Genomic DNA, 23,880 nt, shown 5'->3' with positions numbered 1-23,880 from the left:
CCATGCAAACAAATCGCTTTGTACTAGCTGGTACGGGTAGTGGTGTAGGCAAAACTACTTTTACCATTGGACTGATGAAGGCACTTCAAAACAAAGGGAACGTGGTGCAGGGCTTTAAATGCGGTCCTGATTATATCGACCCAACCTATCATACAGCTGTAACGGGCAGAGTATCACGTAATATTGATAGCTGGATGTTTTCACACGAAGCAGTCCGTGATATTGTGGCACGTGCAAGTATAGATGCAGATGTATCTATTATTGAAGGTGTGATGGGCTTTTATGACGGTAAAAGCCCTTTATCTGACGCTGGGTCTGCTGCTGATATTAGCGTAGTGACAGAGAGTCCTGTTATTTTAATTGTCAATTGTGCTAGCATGGCACGTAGCGTAGCAGCAGTTGTGAAAGGCTTCCAATTACTATCAGATAAGCCGAATATCGTTGGTGTTATTGCGAACCAGGTTGGTAGTGTCGGTCATTACGAAATTGCGAAGGCAGCTATTGAACAAGAATGCGGCATACCTGTTATTGGCTACCTAAAGCGTGAGGAAGGGATCGATATCCCGAGTCGTCATTTAGGGTTAGTACCTGCTATTGAAAGAGGAGAGCTAGATTCATTTTTTGATAAACTAGGGAACCTGATGGCGGAAACGATTGATTTGGATCAATTAATACATTTAACAAAGGCTCCTATCTTGCAAGAATCAGGCCATTTATTTAGGGAGGAGCCTTCACGAAATATTTGTATAGCAGTTGCAAGAGATGCAGCTTTTAATTTTTATTATGAAGAAAACTTGGCTTTGTTACGTGCGAAAGGTGCGACACTACAGTTTTTCTCACCGCTTGCGAATGAGCCTGTACCAGCTGAAGCAGATGGCTTGTATATTGGTGGTGGCTTTCCTGAGGAATTTGCAGAGTCACTTGCTACCAATACAGTCGTTAAAGACTCTATTCGTCAAGTCATTGCTAAAGGTCTTCCAACATTAGCTGAGTGTGGGGGCTTTATGTATTTAACAGAGGCCATTACAAATAGCCATGGCGACCGCTATGACATGGTAGGGGTAATTCCTGGAGAAGTGGCGATGCAAACAAAACTAGCAGCACTTGGTTATCGTGAAATTTTTGGCACAGCCGATAATTTCTTAATTGGTGCTGAGGAACAAGCGAAGGGCCATGAGTTCCATTATTCCAAATATAGTGGTTCTCACAATACAGCAGCCTATGAAACGATTGGTCGTTTTGGCAAAAAGAAAGAAGGCTATCAAGAAGGAAATTTAGTGGCTGGCTATACTCATTTCCATTTTGTATCAAACCCAAAGCTAGTTGACAATTGGTTAACAGCTTGTAAGAAGGTGAAAAGTAATGACTAATTATTTTCCTATTCATATCAATCTAGAATATAAAACAGTTGTGATTGTAGGCGGGGGTCACGTGGCAACGCAGAAGGTAGCATCCCTGTTACCAGCAAAGGCAAACATCGTGATTGTCAGTCCAACCTTACATAACACATTACAGTCACTTGCAGAGTCAGGGCAAATTACTTGGAAGCAAAAGGAATTTGAACCTCGTGATTTAGATGACGCCATTCTCATTATCGCTGCAACGAATGTGACAGCAGTTAACGAAGCCGTTCAAGAAGCAGCACAGCATTGGCAATTAATCAACCGAACAGATAAACAAAGTGAAAGTGATTTTATTACGCCTGCTACTGTTCGCCGTGGTCCGTTGGTGGTAACTGTTTCGACATCGGGAGCAAGCCCAAGTCTAGCCCGCAAGATTAAAGCAGATTTAGAAGAGCAATTCGATGATGCTTATGATGACTATGTATGCTTTTTACAGCAAGCTCGATTAATGATTGCTGCTAAGTATGATAAAGGTCCACAAAGACGTGCGGCATTACAAGCATTGCTAGAGCCAAACATCCTTGAATGGACACGTCATGGTGAGATCGATCGACGAGAAGCATATTTACAACAACTATTGATGGGAGCAACGCAATGAAGGATGGAATCGTATATATCGTGGGAGCAGGTCCTGGCGATCCGAAGCTCATTACTGTGTATGGACTGGAATGTATTCAAAAGTCTGATGTAATTGCTTATGACCGTCTTGTAAATCCTAAATTGCTTGATTTTGCAAAAAAGGATGCGGAGCTAGTTTATTGTGGCAAATTACCTGGGAAACATCATCTCATTCAAGAGGAAATAAATGCATTACTCGTTGAAAAAGCACAAGAAGGTAAAATTGTTACACGCCTAAAAGGTGGCGATCCCTTTGTTTTTGGACGTGGCGCGGAGGAAGCTGAAATATTAAAAAATCATGGCATTGCCTATGAAATCGTTCCGGGGATTACAGCAGGAATTGCAGCTCCTGCATACGCAGGAATTCCAGTTACACATAGAGACTTCGCGACAAGCTTTGCCCTTGTAACTGGACATGGTCGTGAAGAAAAAGGACAAGATTTTTTGAATTGGCCCGCTTTAGCTACGGGTATAGATACCGTTGCCTTTTATATGAGCGTTGGTAATATTGCCTACATTGCTCGCAAATTAATCGAAAATGGACGGAAGGCAACAACGCCAGTAGCGGTCATTGAGTGGGGAACAACTGCTCAGCAACGCACGATTACAGGGCCGCTAGATGAGATAGCCAGCATCATTGAGCGTGAAGGGTACCATAACCCTTCTATGATTGTTGTTGGCGAGGTTGTCAATGTACGGGAAAAAATTCAATGGTTTGAAGAGCAAGGTCTTACCTTTTCATAATCATTTCTTATAAGCGCACAAGGAGGAAGCACTATGACTGTCATTGAAGCATTAAAAAAACGTCGAGCAATTCGTAATTACACGACACAACCAGTAGAGAAAGAAAAAATTGAGCAAATTTTACAGGCAGCAACCTATGCACCAAATGACCGGATGCGTGAGCCCTGGCATTTTTATGTCATTCAAGATGAAGCCATGAAGCGTTATGAAGAAATGGCAAGTGCTTATTTACAAGAACGCTTTCCCACGAAGCCAAATTTAGTGGAAAGTTCATTAAAGGTTGTACAAACAACCCCTGTAGCCATTGTGGTGACAGCTGACATAGTAGAAGGGGACACAGATGCGACAGAAGATAATGTCTTTGCTGTATGTAGTGCCATTATGTCTATGTGGTTGACAGCAGAGGAGCTAGGTCTTGGCTTTGTTTGGCGTACACGTGGTGTTGGCCTCGTACATGATCCTCGTATGCATACGTTTATTGGTGCAAGCCACACTCAAAAGGTAGTTGGTACAATATTTATTGGCTACCCACAGGAGCAAGAACAAACCGACAAGAAACGAACGCCGTTTGCAGAAAAGACAACATGGCTGTAAGGAGGCTATCAGCATGGCAAGAAAAGGCTTGTTTTTAGTATATACAGGTGAAGGTAAGGGCAAAACGACAGCATCTCTTGGCGTTACATTGCGTGCAGTTGGTCGAGGCTTAAATGTGCGTTATCTGCAGTTTATCAAATCCCCAGAACGTACTTATGGAGAGCAAATTGCCCTTCGTAAGCTAGGCGTAGAAATGGAACAAATGGGCATAGGTTTTACATGGACAAAAACACCTGAGGAGCATCGAGCTGCATTAGCCAAGGCTTGGAAAAAAACGAAGGCAGCTCTACAGGATGACAGCATTGATTTATTGGTCTTAGATGAACTCAACAATGCCCTAGCGATCACCAAGTTTCCAATCGATGATGTCCTTCCCCTAGCAGAAGTCATCGAGGCAATCCAACACCGCCCTTCTACAATGCATTTGGTTGTCACAGGACGAAGTGCGAATCCAGCATTACTAGCAATGGCTGATTTAGTGTCAACCATTGAGGCGACAAAGCATTACTATGATGAAGGGATTCCAGCGGTGAAAGGGCTCGAATTTTAAAGCCCTTTACAATTGCTGGAGGAAATACACACGAAGCGAAAACGAATACATGCGTTCTGCCATAGAATAATTACGGAGGAGAGTGACTATGCCAGCAAAATCAATCATGATTCAAGGAACAGCTTCCGATGTTGGAAAAAGTATGATTTGTACTGCACTATGTCGTATATTTTCAGATGATGGACTGAAGGTAGTCCCATTTAAATCACAAAATATGGCTCTTAATTCATTTGTTACAAAGGATGGCGGTGAAATCGGCCGCGCACAAGGGGTACAGGCAGAGGCGGCTCGTGTTGTTGCAACGACAGATATGAACCCTATCTTGCTGAAACCGAAGCAAGATATGATGTCAGAGGTTATCGTTCATGGTAAGCATTTTTTAAATATGGATGCCAAAAGCTACCGCAATAATTTTGTGCAAGAAGCGATGCCAATCGTAGAAAAATCAGTTCGCACGCTTCAACATACATATGATGTTATTGTCCTAGAGGGCGCTGGTAGCCCAGCAGAAATTAACTTAAAGGATCGCGATATTGCGAATATGCGAATGGCTCATTTAGCAGATGCAGCGGTAGTCCTCGTTGCTGATATTGATCGTGGCGGTGTCTTTGCCTCGATTGTTGGTACACTGGCATTGTTAGATGAGGAAGAACGAGCACGTGTTAAGGGATTAATTATCAATAAGTTTAGAGGCATGCGTGAATTACTGGATGATGGTTTGGCATGGGTGGAGCGCGAAACTGGTATTCCGGTACTTGGTGTGATTCCTTATGTCGATGTCAATATTGAAGCAGAGGATTCTCTTGCATTATCGTCACTACGTTTTAAAAAACCAAAGCCAGGCGAATTTGCTGTAGATGTAGCCATGATTCGTTTACCTCGTATTTCAAACTTCACCGATATTGATCCATTTTTCGATGAGCCTGAGGTGGGTGTACGTTTAATTGGTCATGTCAATGAATTAGGTACACCAGATTTACTCATTCTGCCAGGAACGAAAAGTACAATGGATGATTTAGCTTGGCTAAAAGCACAGGGCTTCGATCAAGCCATCACACATTTACGTGAGTACGGTACTAAAATTATTGGCATTTGTGGCGGTTTCCAAATGCTTGGTGAAACATTACTTGATCCAGAAGCAGTGGAGGGGAATGGTGAATCTGCAGATGGTCTTGGGCTATTACCGATGGAAACCATTTTTGTAGGCAATAAAAAAACGGTGCAAATGACAGGCGTAAGAGGGCAGGACACATTGACAGGCTATGAAATCCATCTAGGGCGTACAAAAATTTTACGTGGTGCGGTATCACCGTTTTTACTATTAGAGGATGGAAGAGAAGATGGTGCGGTTAGTCAAGATGAGCAAGTGATTGGCACATATTTCCACGGCTTGTTCCATAATCGTCCCTTTACCCGCCAACTCGTCAATGAAATACGAGTGAAAAAAGGGCTAGCAGCTTTACCAAGTGATGTGAAAAGTGACGCAGAACGAAGAGAAGATGCCTATAATATGTTAGCCGACCACGTTCGAGCAAATCTTGATATGAAAAAAATATATGAAATATTATCGTTAGAGGTATCTATATGACGAGAAAAGGACCGTTAGCCATTAACTATGAGGCATTATGGCAGGAAGGCATGAAGGACTGGCATGGCAATATGCCTGAACGAATGGTGAATGATCAGCTAGAGGAGCAATTTTGGGCCCAATCAGTGGCACGTAAAAAAGTGGGACAAACAGATCCTTATGCTGCATTGATTTTTCAGGAGCTTCAAAAAAAGATTGAACCTCAGCATTCGGTATTAGAAATTGGTCCTGGGTGGGGCAATTATACATTTCCATTAGCTGATAAAGTAAGGAAGCTCACATGTGTGGATAGCTCTGAAAGCATTTTGCATTACTTACAGCAGTGTATGCCGCAGGAGGAGCACGTTTCCTATATTCATGCAAAGTGGGAAAGTTTAGAGCATGATGAGATTGAACCACATGATATCGTCTTGGGCGTGAATTGTTTTTACCGAATGTATGAAATAAAAGCAGCTTTATATCACATGAATCGGCTGGCGAGAAAGCGTGCTATCATTGGGATGACGACAGGCCCCATTCAGCCACACTATGAAAAGTTATATGAAAAGTATGGTTATGACATTAAATTTCCGCGCAGAGATTATATCGAGTTTTTGAATCTACTCTATGAAATGGATATTTACGCGGATTGTCAGATTATCCCGCTCGAACGTGTCTATGAATATGAAAGCTATGAACAGCTTGTGACAACGCAGAGTAAAAAAATATTAACGACGAATTTTCAGCGAGCCCATGTAGAAGAATCACTGCTACCTTTTATCGAAGAAAAGGATGGACGTTATTATTATCGTCATGATTTCCATGCAGCGCTTGTTTCATGGCAACCAAAATAATCAAGAAACCTTTGGAGAAACTGTACACCAAAGGTTTTTCTTATGGGAATGGATAAGGTACAATAAAACGATATAAATAAGAAGTGAGGTGGCTTATGTTGCAGCTACATTTTCTAGGGACAGGCGCAGGCATGCCTTCAAAAGAACGAAATACAAGTGCTCTGATGGTAAAGCTATTAGACGAAGTGAGTGAAATGTGGCTATTTGACTGTGGGGAGGCGACACAGCATCAAATCCTTCATACGTCGTTAAAGCCACGGAAAGTGACGAAAATATTTATAACACATTTACATGGGGATCATATTTTTGGACTTCCAGGCTTTTTAAGCTCGCGTTCCTTTCAAGGTGGGGATGAGCCGCTAACGATCTTCGGACCATCTGGCTTACAACAGTGGATTGAACAAACATTGGCCCTATCAAAAACCCATTTAACATATCCTTTACGCTTTGTAGAAGTACAAGAAGGCATTATTTTTGAGGATGCTCATTTTATAATTCATGCTAAGGAATTACGCCATGTTGTACCTTGCTATGGGTATCGTATCGAACAAAAGGATTTACCAGGCGAATTATTAATCGACAAAGCACAGGCACTTGGTGTTCCAAAGGGACCTTTACTAGGCCAATTAAAAAATGGCCACGATATTGTACTTGAAAATGGTGATGTGGTGCTTGCGAAAGACGTGGTGGCACCAGCCAAAAAGGGCTTTACATTGTCAGTCTTAGGCGACACGAAATATTGTGAAGAAGCAATCCAATTATCAATGGGCGCTGATATCATTGTCCATGAAGCAACTTTTGATGGTACAACAACAGATTTAGCAGCAAGCTACGGTCATGCAACAAATGTGGAGGCAGCAAAAGTCGCACAGCAAGCTGGAGCACACTATTTATTATTAAATCATTTAAGCGCACGTTTTCTTCCATATGACTTACCTCAATTTTTAGCTGAAGCACAGGGGATTTTTCCGAATACATTCCTAACAGCTGATCAAGCCGTATATACATGGCAACATAATAAATTATTTTGATATAGTTATTGAGTGAGAAACATCTATTAGAGGAGATTCTTCTAATAGATGTTTTTAGTTTATAGTCCTAAAGGTGTATAGATAATTTTGTTTAAATATTACTGTTTAACCATGAGAATGATCCTTTTTTGCATACCTCTACTAGTACAAAATAGTTAGATTTATCCTCCTTGCTTCTCTATTTCTAAATTTTTACAAATTAATGACAATTTAAACTTCCTCAAAAATTATTATTTTATATTTAATAAATTGTTAATGAAATATATGGAAGTAATATTGTATGATGAAGTGGAAATAATCGTAATTTTTAGGGGGATCTCATCATGAGAAAGTCAATGAAATGGAAAATGCTTCTGGAGATTATGGGCATTGTGGTGTTCATTATAGCGGCATTTTCTATTTATGTTTATCAAGCTACATATAAAAGTGAAAAAAGCAATGGAGAAGCAATCGCCAACTCCATTGTCATGGGGTTGGAAGGAGCAATTCAATCTAGAGAAAAAGCAGAAGAAATTATGGAAAAAGAAATGATTGCCGAATCTGTAATGGCTTCTTATATCATTGACAAAGGTGCTACATATGAGGATTTAAAGGCCATTGCTGAGCGTGGTGGCCTCGACGAGATTTGGAGTACAGATGATAAAGGGAATACAACGGTGACATCAGTAGCTCCAACTGTTGATTTTAACTTTGGCGCTGATCCAAACGGACAAGCTGCCGAATATATGCAACTTTTAGATGGAAGAGCGAAAGAAATTGTCCAAAAAGCACAAATTCGCGATGTCGATGATCAATTTTTCAAATTTGTCGGGGTAGGTAGCTGGAATCCGGCAACTCCACAAATTGTACAGGTGGCTCGCCATGGACAGCAGCTACTAGATTTAGAAGCAAGTATCGGCAGTGAATCTTATATCGATCAACTGAACAACTATTTATCCTCAACCGTATTATTCGCCGCTATTGTAGATGAAAAAGGCCAAGCCATTGCCGCTACAGCAAAACAAAATTTAGCGAATATTGGTTTTGAGCCAGCCCAATTTTCAGCACAAAAGTCGACTGAATTTTCAGGACGCTACGATGGCACACGTGTCACGCAATATGTAAAGCCATTATCAAACGGTACATACTTAGCTATTATTGTATCCAATGCTATCCTCTCACAAATTTTGGTAGGCACAATTGTAGCTTCATTGATCGTTGTCTGTGTGATTTTCTTCACTACGGGCCTGTCTATTTCAAAGCAAGTATCGCGTATTTTAAGCGTGCGCAATTCCTTAGAGGAAATTAGTAAAGGAGAAGCCGATTTAACCAAGCGTATTCCAATCCATGCAAAGGATGAGATTGGCCAATTAGTGACATCATTTAATGGGATGATGGATAATTTCCAACAAATTATGTGTGAGATAAAGCAAGGGGCCAATCAAATAAAAGAAGCTACCTATACAATTCAAGAAAATGCTCATGAAACACTTGAATCAGCCGCAATTATCCAAGGAGAATCTAGTCAGGTAGCTCAGGCCTCCTTTGCACAACAGAATAATACGGCAGACAGTGCGCATTCAATGGAGGAATTGGCGCGCAGCATTCAATATATTTCGGAATCCATAGCAGAAATTTCTAGTATTTCACGTAATACCGAGGAAAACGCAGATAATGGATTACAAATTATGCAGTCCTTACAAGAGCAATTAGTGACTGTTCATGAGAAAACGAATTTTGCGGTGATTGGAACACAGGAGCTTGAAAAGCTATCTACAATGATCGGGGAATTTACCAATGTGATTACGGGAATTTCTGATCAAACGAATTTACTGGCATTAAATGCATCTATTGAAGCGGCGCGTGCTGGTGAAGCGGGGAAAGGCTTTGCCGTTGTAGCTGAAGAAGTTCGGAAATTAGCTGAAGATTCTAAGAGTGCGGCGGATAGAATCACCCAGGTGGTGATGAATGTCCAAAAGGAAACAGCCAATATTGTAGCAACCATCCAAGCAACAGCAGATGTCTTACATGCAGGACGTGCAATCGTACAAGAAGCACAGCAATCGTTTGAAGGAATTCATAATGATGTACAGGTGTTAGCAACACAAGTGGATTTAGTATCAAGCTCCACTGAGGAAATTGCTGCTAGTACAGAGGAAGTAACAGCTACCATGGAAGATGTTTCGCTCTTGGCTAAGCAGACATCGCAAAGTGTTGATGCCGTTGCTCAAAAGGCTAAACATCAAGCGGAAAATATGGAGAGCATGACCGCATTTATCGACCAATTAAATACAACAGCGGCAAACCTCCAACTATCAGCAGGCAAATATAAAGTATAAAAGGAAAAATATAGTACGATAAATCACTAGATTCCCGTATAATTGAAAAAAGGGGTGTGGTTTAAATGAATCAACAAAAGATGCCGCCAGCATTATTACGATTAATCGTCATTTTTCCCAATGTGCTGAGCTATTTACTATTATTCGGTCTAATTATTTTTGTCATGACAAATTATGAAACATTAAAAGCAACAAATAATTTAACTGTGTGGATTATTTTTATTGTCGTATTAGCACCCGCTGCTGCCTACACGACTTTCAGCATCGTAAAGAAAATCCGAGCAGGGCATATGTAAGGATATTAACGACTTCCTATTCAACATTGTAGGAGGTCGTTTTACTTAAAGGAGAATAAAAAACATATAGAGAGAAAAACTATCGTAAACAGTGATGAAATGAAGAGGTGTGTATCATATGGATCCAACAAATTGTGATTTTTCACCAATGAAAGAAACTTTAAAAGATGAGCTTCTCGAAGTGATCATGTCCTTACAGCAGAGTGTGCAGGAAATGGATACAGATGCAAATTGTCTCCTCGGTAATTTTGAAAAAATTAAAGAGAAGTTTATGACAATTGAAATGAAAGCTGCAACGTTCTATTTAAATTGTTATCTTTCCCCGTTTACTGAAAAGTATCCAGAGCTATCACACAGTGTGCAAAATATGTCTTTGAGAAGGCATGGTGGTTTAATTGTTATTCAAAGACAGGATGCTTTAGAGAATTTAATTCAGCCTGGTATTCATATTGGTGCAGATTTAACCCATTCTTTATTAGAATCTATTTTCTTCCCTGGTAATCCACTTCACGATGGAGCGGTACTTGTCCATCAAAATCAAATTGAGTCAGCTGCCAATGTACTGCCATTGTCAGAGCGGTATACAGGGGAAAAGAAATTAGGAACAAGGCATCGTGCAGCGCTGGGATTGAGTGAGCAAAGTGATGCACTTGTAATGGTTGTATCAGAAGAAACGGGTAGAATTTCTTTTGCTCTTAAGGGCAATTTATATCCTGTTACAACACCTGGCATCATATAGGGGGTCTCCCTATGTTAAAAAAATATCTTGAATTCGAGATATTTTTCTTGCGGAAGTATCACTTGCGTGGTAAAGTGATAACTGAAGGGAGGGTGAAGTCATGAGAAATCATACACTAGGCACCTTAACGTGGATTCGGATGATGCGCTTTACAACGCAAAGTAATCAGTTATCGAATGAATTTTTAAAACGTTTCGACTTAACGACAGCACAATTTGATGTGTTAATCCAGATTAAAACATATGCCCCGATTACACAGTCTCAATTAGCAGAAAAAGTAACTGTAACACAAGGTGGCATGTCTCGCATGCTTGCCCGACTAGAAAAAGAGGGACTAATCGAGCGTAAACAAAATTGGAAGACGAAAACCATCTCATTGACATCAAAAGGGGAGCAAATGATTGATGCAGCAACACCTAGTCAACTTCACTTCCAGTCTTCGTTTTTTGAAGAAGTATTATCAGCTGAAGAAATTAAATCTTTATATATTGCGATGACAAAGCTTGAAAAACATAGCCGAGAAAAAAAATTGCCGCCCGTGTAATTTTTTTTGTAAAATCACTTGCTTAGTCAAGTGAAAATGATGAGGAGGAACAATTAGGATGAACAAATTAAGCGGACACCATCATATATCAATGCTAACGAAAAATGGTAAACAGAATAATCATTTCTACACAACTATTTTAGGGTTACGACGTGTGAAAAAAACGGTGAATCAAGACTCACCTTCCATGTATCACTTATTTTATGGAGACTTAACAGGAGCAGCAGGTACAGAATTAACATTTTTTGAAATGCCTGTTGCAGGACGTACAGTGCGAGGGACGAATGCTATTACACGTATTGGCTTACTTGTACCTAGCTTCGAAAGCCTACTATATTGGAAAGAACGCTTTCAGCAGCTAGAGGTTAAACATAGCGATATCACTACTTATGCAGGCAAAGAGGCTTTATTTTTTGAAGATCATGAAGGTTTACGGATGGTATTGTTAAACCACCAAGGACAAGAAACGCCTGCTCAATGGCAACCATGGGATGGAAATGATATACCGCAGGAACATCGTATTTTAGGCATGGGAACTATTGAAATCACTGTGCGATATTTATCAAGAACGGTCAATTTATTACAAGATTTGTTTCACTATACAGTTATTGCAGAAAAGGACAAAGAAACGGTCCTACAATCGATAGAAGGGGAAGTGCTTGGCGAGATTGTTGTCAAAGAATTAGAAGGACCAAGCGAGAAACCTGGTAAAGGCAGTATTCACCATCTTGCGTTACGTGTTGCAACCGTTAAAGAATTACAACAATGGGATACCAAAATTAAGGAGCTTGGATTGGATAGTACTGGTGTGGTTGATCGTTATTATTTCCAAAGTCTATATTTTAGAGATCGTAACGGTATTTTATTTGAAATGGCGACAGATGGGCCAGGGTTTACGGTAGATTCAGCAGTCGAAGAACTTGGCAAAGAGTTAGACCTCCCGCCATTTTTAGAAGAGAGACGTTCAGAAATTGAAGCTATTTTAGAACCGCTAGAATAAGGAGAGATAACACATGATGGAAAAATATCGTATTGATCAAGCACAAGGACTCGAATTCGGACTGTACTCTTTAGGTGATCATATTCCTAATCCACTAACGGGCGAGCGTATTTCTGCTCAACAACGACTAAAAGAGCTAGTCGAGGCAAGTCAATTAGCAGAGCAAGCTGGAATTGATGTATTTGGCATAGGTGAAAGTCATCAGTCTTATTTTACAACACAGGCACATACGGTCGTGTTAGGTGCTATCGCACAAGCAACTTCGACTATTAAATTGTCTAGCTCCGCAACCGTATTAAGTGTTTCAGACCCTGTACGAGTATATGAGGATTTTGCCACAATTGATTTATTATCAGATGGTCGTGCAGAAATTGTAGCGGGACGTGGTTCACGTGTAGGTGCCTATCACTTATTAGGTGTTGATTTACAAGATTATGAAGAAATATTTGAGGAAAAATTAGAGCTTCTTATGAAAATCAATGACGATGAGCTTGTGACTTGGGAAGGGCAATTTAGAGCACCTCTCCACCATGCACAAATTTTACCGCAGCCAAAAAACGGCTCGTTGCCAATATGGCGTGCGGTGGGTGGACCACCTGCCAGCGCCATTAAAGCAGGCTATATGGGCATTCCGATGATGCTTACAACATTAGGTGGACCTGCTATCAACTTTAAACCATCAGTGGATGCCTATCGCGAAGCGGCAGAGCGCAAAGGCTTTGACCCAAATGAATTACCTATTGCCACAACAAGCTTGTTTTATGTAGCAGACACAACAAAAGAGGCATTGCAGGGCATGTATCCACATTTAAACGGTGGTTTCCAAGCTATTCGTGGTGGGGGCTATCCAAAGCAACAATTTGCACAAGCGCCTGATACACGTGATGCTTTAATGGTGGGCAGTAAAGAGCAAATTATTGAAAAACTACTTTATCAATACGAACTATATGGCATGCAACGCTTTATGGCACAAATCGATTTTGGTGGCGTACCATTCGAAAAATTGATGAAAAATATTGAAATCATTGGTAATGATATAATTCCAGCGATAAAAAAACACACAGCAAAATAAGGAGTGGCTCATTATGAAAATTGTCGCACTTGCGGGTTCTAATGTCGGCTCAAAGACAAGAACAGCTACACAAAAGTTAGTCGAGATGTTACAAGAAAAATACCCACAGCATGAAGTAACATTACTAGATCTTGCTGACTATCAGCTAGTTTTTAGTGATGGACGTAATTACTTTGACTATGAAGGCGATACAAAATATGTGACGGAAACCATTATGGCTGCAGATGCAATCGTTATTGGGACGCCAACATTCCAAGCATCTATACCAGCTACATTAAAAAACATCTTTGACCTTTTACCTGTCAATGCCTTCCGCGATAAAGTCGTCAGTGTTATTGTTACAGCAGGTACATCCAAGCATTATTTAATGGTGGAACAGCAACTAAAGCCGATCCTTGCTTATATGAAAGCGCACATCGTACCGACCTATGTATTTATAGAAGAAAAGGATTTTTTACGTAAAGAAATTGTCAATGATGATGTCCTTTTTCGTTTAGAACGGTTAGCGGAGGATACCGTGATGGTTACAGAGGCTTTTGCAGAAATTCGAGCCAAAAAAGATGCTGAATATGATTTTTAAAGATTAATAGAAGAAACGCTGTGAAGTAGTCTGACACAGCGTTTCTTTTTGTGTCAAGGCTAGCTATAAGTTCGTGACAATCATGATAAAAATAAAACCCAAATCACTTTGAGTTTTTAATAAAGGTGGTTAAGGGTAAATAGAGGATAGAACTGGTTCTTCTGTAGCTAACAAAGCCGTATACTTTCCATATGGAGAAATGGATATAGAAACTTCTAGTAGTTCCCAACGTTTTAAAATTAAAGAGTGTGTGTAGGAAACTTGAGATTTGAATATTGTTAGGGGCGATATAGAATCCCTACTAAAGTAATTAGATAGTGTAGTATACTTCAATGCAAATGATGGGAGAGATGGAAATGGAAAACGATTGGGATAAAGCTATAGGTTCTCTTTCTAAAATAAACGTTTTTTCAAATCCAAATAACGAGCCTGTTACCATAAGTGGTGAAGCTGATGATTTGAAATGTATAGGTGTTGGGACAGATGCGGCTGTTTTTCAAGCTCTTTCCGCCCCAGCGTATGCATTTAAACTATATGCCAAAGACAAAGTGCACAAAGTAAAAGTTGAAGCAAATGTGTATCAAATACTTGGAGATTCACCTTTCTTTTCAACATGCTTTGCTTCACATGAAGAATACCTTGTTTTAAGTTACGAAGAAGGAAAAACGCTTTTTGATTGCATTCTACAAGGTATTCACATTCCAAAACAGGTTATAAATGAAGTAGAGGATGCAAGAGAATATGTTCGGAAGAAGGGCCTTAACCCTCGTGATATTCATTTGAAAAATATTTTGCTACAGAATGGAAGGGCAAAAATAATTGATGTCTCTGAGTACACACTACAGGGTAATGATCATCGATGGGAGCATTTAAAAAAAGGATATGAGCAATACTATCATTTAATTGATGGAAATTCTGTGCCGTTTTGGTTAGTAGAAACAATACGAAAGTGGTATAACCAACGTGGAAAGAATACTTCATACGAAGAGTTTACAAAAAATATTTTAAAGTTTCTATTAAAAAATAATTGAACTTACGGGAGCTCTTTTACGAGATGCTTTAATAGAAATAAAGAAAACAGACAACAAGATTTCATTGACTGTTTTAAAAACTACTTATTCGCCTATAATAGTGGGTTTATCGAATGAGACAATATCAATAATATGGTCTAAACAAACAATCTGATAATGGAATAGCTCCTTGTAGGAATAGATATCGAGAGCTATAGTTCCTTTACTTATAAAATCTAAATAAGTTGATTTTGTAAAAAGACGTACTGAGTTACCCAAGAAATCATCTTCTTGATTGACAAAATGAAATGATTCGTCAAAAACAGTATAGGCTACATATGAATCGAATTCTATATGTATGACCGGTAATGTCTTATCAATTTCAATAGGATAGACATCATTTATAGTATATTCCTCAAAACTTATATCCTCGCTTTCGGCGCTGACGGAAGCTCTAGAAATAGAAACTCTCAAAGAGTTTGTCCCTGGCTCTACTATATTATCTAAAAACAAATAACCTTTCCATTGCATTAAATCTTCATAGTTCATACAAATCACCCTTCTATATTATCACTTGAGATTATGGTCATTTTATAGTTAGAATTTCAAAATGTCAATTTTGAGATTGGTTGAATTAGAATAAAAATTTATTGATTATCAATAAAAAATAATTGACTTAGAATATATTTTGGATTTATGATTGTTACAGCGAGTTGTAGAAAGCTGCAGTGTAGGAATTAAACATAAAAATATTTAGGAGAGAAGAAAAAGTTATGAAAAAATATATTTTTGCATTAATGCCAATCATATTAGGCGTACTTAGTTTTTTAATCTTTATGGTGAAAGGGAGTAATGTAGCACCTGATGGTACATTAGAAGAACCATTCTTTCTTATTCCAATAGGATTTTTATTGTTAGTTATTGGATTTATATGTGTAGTAGGGGTGGCGTTAAAATCGGTTATTAAAAAGACACAATACGTTAAATAATAGATAAAACAACCAGGTCATACATAAGAGACTTGGTTGTTTTTAATATTTACTTAATAAAAGCACTACATTTGTGTGGGAGTTTTGTTTACACGATCTATGGAGTAGACTGATGATTTGATTGAACAACATAAATAGCTATTTTAGTTGACTGCAAAATTGTACTTGAAGGTTTTGCATGATAAGTTTGTAACTACCTTTTTTCAAAGCAGTCATCTTCGTTTAATGGTTGTACATTAATTTCATAAGAAAAACTTATGTTGATTGAGCTGAAAGATTAATAGTATTTTATGATAATCATTTTGCTTAACGCTACAGTTTTCATGAAGTTTATGGAATTGTGGTATGATTATTTTTAGAGAGTAGGGGGTCAATAAACATGGTATTTTCTCTTTTTAAAAAAAAGAAGGAACCACAGCAGCTAAAAAATAGAGTGGAGTTTTGTATCACTAATTTAGCACTTGGTGCGGCAGATGCGTATGATGTATTAGTAGAACGAGAAGATATTGAGATAGAGGAATCTGGTTGTACATCCCATTGTGAAATCTGTGAGCAAGGTATTTTTGCGATAGTAAATGGGGAAGTTGTGAAAGCAGATGACGCGGAGACATTGGTACAAGCTATTGATGAAGAATTAAAACAAAATCCACTTTTCTAATGAAAAAACAGCTTGCTGGAGCACAAGCTGTTTTTTGATGGAAATGTAATTACCAACCACGGACGTATTGTACGGGAGGCTGCACGTCTTCTCCTAGCTCTTTAGCTGCATGTAGTGCCCAGTAAGGGTCTCGTAATAAAACACGCGCTAAGAATATTAAATCTGCACGATTATTTTGGAGTATCTCTTCGGCTTGAATGGCTGTGGTAATAAGACCAACTGCACCAGTAGGAATATCAGCCCCATGCTTAATCGCTTCTGCATGTGGTACCTGATAGCCTGGAAAGACATTGATGGCTGCTGGTACAACGCCCCCTGTTGACACATCAACTAAATCAACACCTTGAGATTTCATCCAGCGGCTAAAAACAATAAAGTCATCCATTGTTGTACCATCTTCCGCATAATCTTCCGCAGAGACACGTACCAATAAAGGACCATCCCATACACTGCGAACAGCATCGATGACTTGACGTAGAATGCGATATCGATTTTCCTGTGAGCCCCCATATTGATCTTGACGTTTATTCGTAGCAGGTGATAAAAACTCGCTAATTAAATAGCCATGTGCGCCATGAATTTCTAGTACATCAAAGCCAGCCTTTGCGGCACGAATAGCTGCTTGTTTAAATGCCTCGATGACATAGTGAATGTCCTCTTCTGTCATTTCTGTTGGTGTTTTATAGTCTGAACTAAAGGCAATAGCTGATGGAGCAAAAATTTCGCCATCTACTGTTGCTTTGCGACCAGCATGTGCAAGCTGGATGCCTGTTTTAGCGCCGTACGCTTTCATCCCCTCAACTAATTGACTTAATCCTTCAATATGTGCATCATCCCAAATCCCTAAATCCTTATTTGAGATACGACCTTCTGGCACAACACCAGTAGCTTCTAAAATGATTAAGCCTACTTGACCAGCTGCACGTGTTGCATAATGGACGAAATGAAAGGGTGTTACCATGCCATCGTCTTGTGCTGAGTACATGCACATAGGTGCCATCACAACACGGTTTTTTAAGGTGATAGATTGCAATGTATAGGGTTCGAATAATTTACTCAAAATAAAGCCTCCTAATTCCTAGTGATACACTCTATTTTGCACATAATGCTACCCATTTGCAAGTGAACGAGATCGTGCCTCCGCTTCTTTAATGCAGGCTTCGATGGCTTCATTAAATTGATATTGCTCTAATGCCTGTATCCCTGCCTCCGTCGTGCCACCAGGACTCGTCACCTTTTTGCGTAAGACATCTGGTTCATCTAATGACTGCTTGAGCATCTCAGCTGTCCCCGCAAGTGTTTGAGTCATTAGCAAGCGCACCGTATCTTTCGATAAGCCTACCTTCGTCCCTACTCGTTCAAAAGCTTCCATTAAATAATAGATATAGGCAGGGCCGCTACCTGAAAGGGCTGTGACTGCATGTAACTGATCTTCATCGACTTCAATAACGGAGCCAACAGCCTCTAATAACTGGAGGAATAGGATACGCTGGTCTGCAGATACCTCGTTATTGAATGCAATGCCACTTGCTGACATGCCGATTGTAGCGGAAGTATTCGGCATCACCCTTGCTACTGGGCGACTCCCTAAAAATTCTGTAATTGTATCAATCGCAATGCCTGCTAAAATAGATAGTACAGCAGTGTGTGCCGTAAGTTTAGGCTTTAAATCACACATAGCAGCAATAGCATCTTTCGGCTTCATCGCTAAGATAATCAGATCTGCCTGTTGAAAAATCGCAGGATCAAACACACAATGGACACCATATGTTTCATGTAGGAAATGTAAGCGTTCCTTGTCTGAGCGATTGGTGACGTAAATTTCCTGTGGTGTGAACACCTTTTGTTTAATCCAGCCTTGCATCAATGCTTCCGCCATTGAGCCTGCACCGATAAATAAAATTTTTTTCATGAACAAAACCTCCAGTTCAAAATAAAAAAGCGCTCTCGTCCTTATCTAGAAGGACGAAAACGCTCTCGTTTCCGCGGTACCACCTTTGTTTGCCAATTGTTGGCACAACTCTTAGCCCTCTTATCGCAAGGGAAACGGTTATGTTTGCATAACTGCTCAGAAGTAGGTTCGGTAATGGGAGCGGGTGATGTTACTCTCAGCAAATGTAACACTCTCTAACACCTTCACCAGATACGTACTCGTCTTCTTCAACGCACATAAATAATTAGATTATTCAAAATTATAGTGAGGAATAGGCAACCTGTCAACAGGAGGATGACGAAAACAGAAAAAACTTGTAAAATAGAATGAATCAGTATTCACAAGTGCGTGAAAAGGGGGAGACAACTTTGTCTATATACAAAATAGAAATACCAACACCCTATGCAGTAGGAGATGTCAATGCATTTATTGTAAAAGGCGATGCACTTAGCATTTTTGATGTTGGCCCAAAAACAATGGAAGCCTATGATGCTTTAAAATGGGGGATTCGAGCAGCAGGCTTTGACATGCAAGATATTGAACAGGTTGTGTTAACCCATCATCATCCAGATCATGCGGGATGGGTCGATGCTTTTCCATATGCAGAAATTTTAGGGCATGCCTATAATGACAAATGGCTTCGTCATGATGAAGACTTTTTACGCTATCATGAACAATTTTACAGTGAACGTTTATTGGAGCATGGGGTACCACAAGAATATATTGCAAAAAGTGTCCATGTTCGTCGTGAATTGGAACTTGTAGGGGAACGACCATTAACGCAAATTTTGGAAGATGGAGATGAAGTTCCTGGGCATCCAGGATTAAAGGCAATCGAAACATTAGGTCACGCACAAAGTCACTTCATTTTTTGGGATGAAAAAACTCATCATGTGATTGGTGGAGATTTATTGCTTGAAAAAATAACGCCCAATCCATTAATAGAGCCACCATTGGATCGTACTGTAGGACGTACAAAATCTTTACTACAATATAATGCATCCCTTGAAATTCTACGTCAATTACCTGTCAAAATGATGCATACAGGGCATGGAGCAGAGCTAGAGGATATTCCGTTGTTAATTGTTAAACGATTAGAGCGACAGCACCAACAATCAATGAAAGTTTTTGAATTATTAGGCGATGATCAATTAACAGTTGTCCAAGTAACAAAACGCTTGTATCCGGCTATCTTCCAGCATCAGCTTGGTTTAACTTTATCTAAAACACTTGGTCATTTAGATTACCTAGAGGCCAATGAGTATATTACGTCAACAAAGACAGAAGCAGGTATCTATTTATTTCAAAGGAAGTAGGTTTATACATGAAACATCCTAACAAAACAATCTTTGTGACAGGAGCTACAAGTGGGGTTGGCTTAAAAATAACTGAATTACTAGTAGCTCAAGGGCATATTGTTTATGCCACAGGTCGCAATGCCGTTGCACTAAAGGTGCTAGAGCGTTTAGGTGCTCAAGTGATCCAAGCGGATTTAACCAATCTACATACACTTGATGATGTTTGTGCGCAGCTACCACCGATTGATGTAGTGATTCTTTCAGCAGGTGTAGGGAAGTTTGCTGTAGCCCCTGCTTTACAGGATGAGGATATTGCGCAAATGATCGAATTAAATGTTAGCGTACCCATTTATCTTGCCAAACGATTAGCCTCTAAGATGATAGAGCGCAAACAGGGCCATTTAATATTCATTGGTTCTCAGGCTGGGAAGGTGGCCACACCAAAAGCGAGTGTCTATGCTGCGACGAAACATGCTATTGTCGGTTTTACCAATGGATTGCGTATGGAATTAGCTCCGTACAATGTAAAAGTGACAGCCATCCATCCTGGTCCCATTGATACACCATTTTTAGATAAAGCCAATGATACAAGTGGCTACCGAGAATCCTTAGGGCGCTTTTTATTGTCAGCGGAGGAAGTAGCTCAAGAGACAGTGAAAACGATTGATCGTCCTGTTCGTGAGATTAATCTACCTAGAATTATGGGATTGTCGAGTAAATTGTATGCATTAGCCCCTGCAACCATTGAATGGCTAGGCAAATCATTTTTCCATAAGAAATAACAACATTTGAAACTGTAAACATGCTTCACGTGCATGTCTACGGTTTTTTCATATTTACATATAATTGTAGCTATAGTAGTAAAAAGGAAGAGTTGAAAAGGAGACATAGATGTATACAATTGGTCAAGTTGCAAAATTTTTAGGAGTTTCTAGAGATACCTTAAAATTTTATGAAGAAAAGGGATTAGTAAAGCCCCAGCAAAATAGTGAAAATGGGTATAGAACATACAATCATTTTGATATATACGATATCACAACAATCAATTTTTATAGAGAAATTGATTTTGAAATCAAAAAGATTCAGGAATTGAGAAAGGGCAAGAGTATAGAGGGCATCCAATCATTGTTAGTAGAAAAAGAACAAGTAATGTTAGAGGAAATAGCTTATAAAAAGCTACAATTAAAAAAGCTCCAGCTTGTAAAAGAGGATTGTCAAAAAATTAGCCAATATCTAGGCACCTATACTATAAAGGAAATGAAACCATTAGAAATAATGGGCGTAATAGATCATTATACAGCCTATGATGAATATGATTCGCTAAAAGAAAATGCAGACAGTATAAAGAAAGCGGTAATTCTTACTTCTCTAAGAAGAGTTATTAGATTCGATGATAGCGGAATGCTCGAAAATAAATTTATGGTTGTCAGGAAAGTAGAAAATAGCGATCATCCAATTAAAGGTGAAGTTTTAGCGCATCCCAAATGTCTTTATACAGTTATTGAAGATGGGCGCTGGTCAACAGGTGGCAAAAATACAGACAATAAAGTAGAGGCTGGTATAAGAAAAGTAGCTAAGGAAAATGGCTATGAGCTTTTAGGGCTTGTTTATATCAACTTATTGCTTACCACTTATGAAGAAGGGCTTGAACGTATTTTTTTAGAAATGTATGTACCGATAAAATAATGGCAAAATGGGTTTGACCTGTGAGCAACCCCTAGGTTTATGCTGAAGATATTCAGATGAAATGGGGGATCTACTTGCGTAGAAAAAAGAAATTAAAAAAACCAGTAGCAAGCTTTATTATTTTAACCAATATTATTTTTTGGCCACTTTTCTGTGTTGTAGGAGCCGTCAAGCTATTAGGCTATCCTACTTGGCTATTTGATACCGTACGCTGTCTATCGGCTTGGTCATCCACCTTTGCCTTTGCGTTACTATTTCCAAGAATCTATCCTGGGCAACGTTTTATCCACTTTGTCAAACAAAAATTCAAAAACAAATTGTCACTTTCAGTAATTGTTTTAATCGTGATGATACAAACAGCTATCTTTATCATGATCTTGTTTCAAATCATGAATAATTATGAAGAAAACTCTATTTTTACGCTGTCTTCATGGGGCATGCTCAGTTTTTATTTTGTTAAAACGCTTTTGTCAGGACCACTGGGTGAGGAGTTAGGATGGAGGGGCTTTGCACTGCTGGAGCTGCAAAAGAAGTATTCGCCATTAATAGCTTCAATTATCATAGGCTTTTGGTGGGGAATGTGGCATTTACCGATATGGCTTACAACAGGGTTTATGGGAATGGATTTGATCAAATATAGCTTCTTCTTTATGTTAACGATTATAGCTACAACCATCATCATGACAGTATTTTATACGATCAATCAGAATTTAATCATTCCTATTATTATTCATCAGCTCTTTAATTTTTTTATCGGCTCCATTAATGGAAACCTAATTGATTTAATTATGTATAATGCCATTTTATATTCGGCGGTGGCCGTTCTACTTATTTTGATTAATCCTAAAAAAGTATTGTATAAGATACAATCAGCCAAGTAACTAGAAAGAATCCAGTTTGTATCATGGATTCTTTTTTTCGTCCGTTGCTAAATTTATATAGTATACATTTATATATATAGTAAAAAAACGTTTTTTCGAGTGAATTGCCATGGATTTCTTGTCAACCTTATACAAGGAACGACTTACTTTTGACAATAAAAATAAAAGTCTATGAATTTATAAAAATACACTTGTATTTATTTTTATAACATGATACTATTCGTGTATAAACTTTTAAATGAATGTATAAACATACATATCGATAGAGCAATGGAGGCGCATTTTTAATGGCAAATAAAAAAGTGGTATTAGCTTATTCAGGTGGACTTGATACTTCGGTAGCAATTCCATGGTTAAAAGAACAAGGTTGGGACGTAATTGCAGTATGTCTTGACGTTGGCGAAGGGAAAGATCTTGAATTCGTAAAAAATAAAGCTCTTCAAGTAGGAGCGATTGAATCTTATATGGTAGATGCGAAAGACGAATTTGCTGAAGGGTATGCATTAATTTCTTTACAAGCACATACTTGGTATGAGCAAAAGTATCCATTAGTATCAGCACTTTCCCGTCCACTTATCTCGAAAAAACTAGTAGAGATTGCTAATCAAGTAGGCGCAGATGCTGTTGCGCATGGTTGCACAGGTAAAGGGAATGACCAAGTTCGTTTTGAAGTATCGATTAAAGCATTAAATCCAGATTTAGAGGTATTAGCACCAGTACGTGAGTGGGGCTGGAGCCGTGATGAGGAAATCGAATATGCAATGAAGCATAATGTACCGATTCCTGCAACATTGGATTCACCATTCTCAATCGACCAAAACCTATGGGGCCGTGCGAATGAAGCTGGCATTATGGAAGACCCATGGGTGTCACCACCAGAAGAAGCTTATGGCTTAACTGTTTCTGTTGAAAATGCACCGAATGAAGCAGAGTATGTGGAAATCGAGTTTGTAGCTGGTAAACCAGTAGCATTAAATGGAAAAGAAATGAAGCTTGCTGATTTAATTCAAGAATTAAATGCAGTAGCAGGTGCTCATGGTGTAGGACGTATCGATCACGTTGAAAATCGTTTAGTTGGTATTAAATCTCGTGAGGTTTATGAAATTCCAGGTGCAAAAGTGCTGTTAACAGCGCATAAAGAGCTTGAGGACTTAACGCTTGTAAAAGAATTAGCACACTTCAAGCCAGTAATCGAGAAAAAACTATCCGAATTAATTTACGACGGTCTATGGTTCTCACCATTACGTGATGCTCTGGAAGCATTCCTTGCGCAAACACAACAATATGTGAATGGTACAGTACGTGTGAAACTATTTAAAGGACATGCGATTGTAGAAGGACGTAAATCACCAAATTCATTATACAGTGAAAAGCTAGCAACATACTCGAAGGAAGATCAATTCAATCATGCTTCCGCTGTAGGCTTTATCGAGTTATGGGGGCTACCAACTGTAGTGAACTCATCTGTGAATAAAAAGTAATGTTGAACAAGCAAGGTGTGGTGAGGCATTTGAG

26 protein-coding genes are annotated in these 23,880 nt (G+C 39.1%); 23 read left to right on the top strand and 3 right to left on the bottom strand.

Annotated elements, in window-relative coordinates:
* Nucleotides 1-2: 2 nt before the first annotated feature.
* From C7B89_RS06630 to C7B89_RS06555, 16 genes are all read left to right on the top strand, one after another.
* Nucleotides 3-1,370 (top strand): cobyrinic acid a,c-diamide synthase CobB, encoded by a 1,368-nt coding sequence (locus C7B89_RS06630; RefSeq protein WP_048392351.1) that lies wholly within the window; start codon nucleotides 3-5, stop codon nucleotides 1,368-1,370.
* Entirely contained in the window at nucleotides 1,363-2,001 is a 639-nt protein-coding gene (locus tag C7B89_RS06625) for a precorrin-2 dehydrogenase/sirohydrochlorin ferrochelatase family protein (protein ID WP_009370253.1), read from the top strand. The genes C7B89_RS06630 and C7B89_RS06625 overlap by 8 nt, the downstream gene beginning before the upstream one ends.
* Nucleotides 1,998-2,765 (top strand): uroporphyrinogen-III C-methyltransferase, encoded by a 768-nt coding sequence (cobA, locus tag C7B89_RS06620; RefSeq protein ID WP_054549204.1) that lies wholly within the window; start codon nucleotides 1,998-2,000, stop codon nucleotides 2,763-2,765. Before C7B89_RS06625 ends, cobA begins: the two co-directional genes overlap by 4 nt.
* A 33-nt stretch (nucleotides 2,766-2,798) precedes the next feature.
* Nucleotides 2,799-3,359: a nitroreductase family protein gene (locus tag C7B89_RS06615; protein WP_115673355.1), complete on the top strand. Its 561-nt coding sequence runs from the start codon at nucleotides 2,799-2,801 to the stop codon at nucleotides 3,357-3,359.
* 13 nt (nucleotides 3,360-3,372) lie between these two features.
* Complete coding sequence (locus C7B89_RS06610) at nucleotides 3,373-3,909, top strand: cob(I)yrinic acid a,c-diamide adenosyltransferase (protein ID WP_048392354.1); 537 nt, start codon at nucleotides 3,373-3,375, stop codon at nucleotides 3,907-3,909.
* Between the two features lie 88 nt (nucleotides 3,910-3,997).
* Nucleotides 3,998-5,497, top strand: a complete 1,500-nt coding sequence (locus tag C7B89_RS06605; RefSeq protein WP_066036245.1) for a cobyric acid synthase — start codon at nucleotides 3,998-4,000, stop codon at nucleotides 5,495-5,497.
* Complete coding sequence (locus tag C7B89_RS06600) at nucleotides 5,494-6,330, top strand: class I SAM-dependent methyltransferase (protein ID WP_048392356.1); 837 nt, start codon at nucleotides 5,494-5,496, stop codon at nucleotides 6,328-6,330. The genes C7B89_RS06605 and C7B89_RS06600 overlap by 4 nt, the downstream gene beginning before the upstream one ends.
* A gap of 98 nt (nucleotides 6,331-6,428) precedes the next feature.
* Entirely contained in the window at nucleotides 6,429-7,361 is a 933-nt protein-coding gene (gene rnz, locus C7B89_RS06595; RefSeq protein WP_048392357.1) for a ribonuclease Z, read from the top strand.
* Nucleotides 7,362-7,684: 323 nt separating this feature from the next.
* Complete coding sequence (locus C7B89_RS06590) at nucleotides 7,685-9,679, top strand: methyl-accepting chemotaxis protein (RefSeq protein WP_115673354.1); 1,995 nt, start codon at nucleotides 7,685-7,687, stop codon at nucleotides 9,677-9,679.
* A gap of 65 nt (nucleotides 9,680-9,744) precedes the next feature.
* Complete coding sequence (locus C7B89_RS06585; protein WP_009370265.1) at nucleotides 9,745-9,975, top strand: hypothetical protein; 231 nt, start codon at nucleotides 9,745-9,747, stop codon at nucleotides 9,973-9,975.
* Between the two features lie 118 nt (nucleotides 9,976-10,093).
* Nucleotides 10,094-10,714: a sporulation-specific diadenylate cyclase CdaS gene (gene cdaS / locus C7B89_RS06580; protein ID WP_054549207.1), complete on the top strand. Its 621-nt coding sequence runs from the start codon at nucleotides 10,094-10,096 to the stop codon at nucleotides 10,712-10,714.
* Between the two features lie 100 nt (nucleotides 10,715-10,814).
* Nucleotides 10,815-11,258, top strand: a complete 444-nt coding sequence (locus C7B89_RS06575; protein ID WP_048392361.1) for a MarR family winged helix-turn-helix transcriptional regulator — start codon at nucleotides 10,815-10,817, stop codon at nucleotides 11,256-11,258.
* A 58-nt stretch (nucleotides 11,259-11,316) separates the two neighbouring features.
* Nucleotides 11,317-12,258, top strand: coding sequence for a ring-cleaving dioxygenase (locus C7B89_RS06570; RefSeq protein WP_115673353.1), 942 nt, complete (start codon nucleotides 11,317-11,319; stop codon nucleotides 12,256-12,258).
* A 16-nt stretch (nucleotides 12,259-12,274) separates the two neighbouring features.
* A complete protein-coding gene (locus C7B89_RS06565; RefSeq protein ID WP_103119092.1) occupies nucleotides 12,275-13,330 on the top strand; it encodes an LLM class flavin-dependent oxidoreductase in 1,056 nt (351 codons plus the stop codon).
* A gap of 13 nt (nucleotides 13,331-13,343) precedes the next feature.
* The gene (locus tag C7B89_RS06560) at nucleotides 13,344-13,910 is read left to right on the top strand and encodes an NADPH-dependent FMN reductase (protein ID WP_115673352.1); all 567 of its coding nucleotides are present in this window, start codon (nucleotides 13,344-13,346) and stop codon (nucleotides 13,908-13,910) included.
* A 356-nt stretch (nucleotides 13,911-14,266) separates the two neighbouring features.
* A complete protein-coding gene (locus tag C7B89_RS06555) occupies nucleotides 14,267-14,941 on the top strand; it encodes a serine/threonine protein kinase (protein ID WP_115673351.1) in 675 nt (224 codons plus the stop codon).
* A gap of 84 nt (nucleotides 14,942-15,025) precedes the next feature.
* Here C7B89_RS06555 and C7B89_RS06550 read toward each other — a convergent pair whose 3' ends face one another.
* Entirely contained in the window at nucleotides 15,026-15,469 is a 444-nt protein-coding gene (locus C7B89_RS06550; protein ID WP_115673350.1) for a hypothetical protein, read from the bottom strand.
* A gap of 224 nt (nucleotides 15,470-15,693) precedes the next feature.
* Here C7B89_RS06550 and C7B89_RS06545 point away from each other — a divergent pair, with 224 nt between their 5' ends.
* Both C7B89_RS06545 and C7B89_RS06540 read left to right on the top strand, forming a co-directional pair.
* Nucleotides 15,694-15,909, top strand: a complete 216-nt coding sequence (locus tag C7B89_RS06545; protein WP_048392365.1) for a DUF3955 domain-containing protein — start codon at nucleotides 15,694-15,696, stop codon at nucleotides 15,907-15,909.
* 379 nt (nucleotides 15,910-16,288) lie between these two features.
* Nucleotides 16,289-16,567 (top strand): YuzB family protein, encoded by a 279-nt coding sequence (locus C7B89_RS06540; RefSeq protein ID WP_048392366.1) that lies wholly within the window; start codon nucleotides 16,289-16,291, stop codon nucleotides 16,565-16,567.
* 49 nt (nucleotides 16,568-16,616) lie between these two features.
* On the opposite strand, the gene namA is transcribed toward C7B89_RS06540, so the two are convergent.
* Both namA and proC read right to left on the bottom strand, forming a co-directional pair.
* Nucleotides 16,617-17,627 (bottom strand): NADPH dehydrogenase NamA, encoded by a 1,011-nt coding sequence (namA, locus tag C7B89_RS06535; protein WP_048392367.1) that lies wholly within the window; start codon nucleotides 17,625-17,627, stop codon nucleotides 16,617-16,619.
* Nucleotides 17,628-17,675: 48 nt separating this feature from the next.
* A complete protein-coding gene (gene proC, locus C7B89_RS06530; RefSeq protein WP_004231357.1) occupies nucleotides 17,676-18,479 on the bottom strand; it encodes a pyrroline-5-carboxylate reductase in 804 nt (267 codons plus the stop codon).
* Nucleotides 18,480-18,826: 347 nt separating this feature from the next.
* On the opposite strand from proC, the gene C7B89_RS06525 reads away from it, so the two are divergent.
* The 5 genes from C7B89_RS06525 (at nucleotide 18,827) to C7B89_RS06505 (ending at nucleotide 23,846) form a co-directional block, all read left to right on the top strand.
* Complete coding sequence (locus C7B89_RS06525) at nucleotides 18,827-19,816, top strand: MBL fold metallo-hydrolase (RefSeq protein ID WP_208644727.1); 990 nt, start codon at nucleotides 18,827-18,829, stop codon at nucleotides 19,814-19,816.
* An 8-nt stretch (nucleotides 19,817-19,824) separates the two neighbouring features.
* Entirely contained in the window at nucleotides 19,825-20,580 is a 756-nt protein-coding gene (locus C7B89_RS06520) for an SDR family NAD(P)-dependent oxidoreductase (RefSeq protein ID WP_115673349.1), read from the top strand.
* Between the two features lie 109 nt (nucleotides 20,581-20,689).
* Nucleotides 20,690-21,484: a MerR family transcriptional regulator gene (locus C7B89_RS06515; RefSeq protein WP_115673348.1), complete on the top strand. Its 795-nt coding sequence runs from the start codon at nucleotides 20,690-20,692 to the stop codon at nucleotides 21,482-21,484.
* Nucleotides 21,485-21,558: 74 nt separating this feature from the next.
* Nucleotides 21,559-22,365 (top strand): CPBP family intramembrane glutamic endopeptidase, encoded by an 807-nt coding sequence (locus C7B89_RS06510; protein ID WP_115673347.1) that lies wholly within the window; start codon nucleotides 21,559-21,561, stop codon nucleotides 22,363-22,365.
* Between the two features lie 287 nt (nucleotides 22,366-22,652).
* Nucleotides 22,653-23,846: an argininosuccinate synthase gene (locus tag C7B89_RS06505; RefSeq protein ID WP_004231366.1), complete on the top strand. Its 1,194-nt coding sequence runs from the start codon at nucleotides 22,653-22,655 to the stop codon at nucleotides 23,844-23,846.
* Nucleotides 23,847-23,880 lie beyond the last annotated feature (34 nt).

The sequence above is a fragment of the Lysinibacillus capsici genome (assembly GCF_003367505.1).
In the GTDB taxonomy this organism is placed as follows: Bacteria; Bacillota; Bacilli; order Bacillales_A; family Planococcaceae; genus Lysinibacillus; species Lysinibacillus capsici.
The sequence above is the reverse complement of the archived record's forward strand: the minus strand, read 5'-3'. Positions and strand labels throughout refer to the sequence as shown.

Bases quoted from the DNA above. Each gene is read 5' to 3' on its own strand.
- C7B89_RS06585 (WP_009370265.1), top strand. From the start codon at position 9,745: ATGAATCAACAAAAGATGCCGCCAGCATTATTACGATTAATCGTCATT.
- C7B89_RS06630 (WP_048392351.1), top strand. From the start codon at position 3: ATGCAAACAAATCGCTTTGTACTAGCTGGTACGGGTAGTGGTGTAGGC.
- C7B89_RS06505 (WP_004231366.1), top strand. From the start codon at position 22,653: ATGGCAAATAAAAAAGTGGTATTAGCTTATTCAGGTGGACTTGATACT.
- C7B89_RS06590 (WP_115673354.1), top strand. From the start codon at position 7,685: ATGAGAAAGTCAATGAAATGGAAAATGCTTCTGGAGATTATGGGCATT.
- C7B89_RS06515 (WP_115673348.1), top strand. From the start codon at position 20,690: ATGTATACAATTGGTCAAGTTGCAAAATTTTTAGGAGTTTCTAGAGAT.
- C7B89_RS06615 (WP_115673355.1), top strand. From the start codon at position 2,799: ATGACTGTCATTGAAGCATTAAAAAAACGTCGAGCAATTCGTAATTAC.
- C7B89_RS06545 (WP_048392365.1), top strand. From the start codon at position 15,694: ATGAAAAAATATATTTTTGCATTAATGCCAATCATATTAGGCGTACTT.
- C7B89_RS06565 (WP_103119092.1), top strand. From the start codon at position 12,275: ATGGAAAAATATCGTATTGATCAAGCACAAGGACTCGAATTCGGACTG.
- C7B89_RS06610 (WP_048392354.1), top strand. From the start codon at position 3,373: ATGGCAAGAAAAGGCTTGTTTTTAGTATATACAGGTGAAGGTAAGGGC.
- C7B89_RS06600 (WP_048392356.1), top strand. From the start codon at position 5,494: ATGACGAGAAAAGGACCGTTAGCCATTAACTATGAGGCATTATGGCAG.
- C7B89_RS06625 (WP_009370253.1), top strand. From the start codon at position 1,363: ATGACTAATTATTTTCCTATTCATATCAATCTAGAATATAAAACAGTT.
- C7B89_RS06575 (WP_048392361.1), top strand. From the start codon at position 10,815: ATGAGAAATCATACACTAGGCACCTTAACGTGGATTCGGATGATGCGC.
- C7B89_RS06555 (WP_115673351.1), top strand. From the start codon at position 14,267: ATGGAAAACGATTGGGATAAAGCTATAGGTTCTCTTTCTAAAATAAAC.
- C7B89_RS06550 (WP_115673350.1), bottom strand. From the start codon at position 15,469: ATGAACTATGAAGATTTAATGCAATGGAAAGGTTATTTGTTTTTAGAT.
- C7B89_RS06520 (WP_115673349.1), top strand. From the start codon at position 19,825: ATGAAACATCCTAACAAAACAATCTTTGTGACAGGAGCTACAAGTGGG.
- C7B89_RS06560 (WP_115673352.1), top strand. From the start codon at position 13,344: ATGAAAATTGTCGCACTTGCGGGTTCTAATGTCGGCTCAAAGACAAGA.
- C7B89_RS06540 (WP_048392366.1), top strand. From the start codon at position 16,289: ATGGTATTTTCTCTTTTTAAAAAAAAGAAGGAACCACAGCAGCTAAAA.
- proC (WP_004231357.1), bottom strand. From the start codon at position 18,479: ATGAAAAAAATTTTATTTATCGGTGCAGGCTCAATGGCGGAAGCATTG.
- C7B89_RS06605 (WP_066036245.1), top strand. From the start codon at position 3,998: ATGCCAGCAAAATCAATCATGATTCAAGGAACAGCTTCCGATGTTGGA.
- C7B89_RS06525 (WP_208644727.1), top strand. From the start codon at position 18,827: ATGAATCAGTATTCACAAGTGCGTGAAAAGGGGGAGACAACTTTGTCT.
- cobA (WP_054549204.1), top strand. From the start codon at position 1,998: ATGAAGGATGGAATCGTATATATCGTGGGAGCAGGTCCTGGCGATCCG.
- cdaS (WP_054549207.1), top strand. From the start codon at position 10,094: ATGGATCCAACAAATTGTGATTTTTCACCAATGAAAGAAACTTTAAAA.
- C7B89_RS06570 (WP_115673353.1), top strand. From the start codon at position 11,317: ATGAACAAATTAAGCGGACACCATCATATATCAATGCTAACGAAAAAT.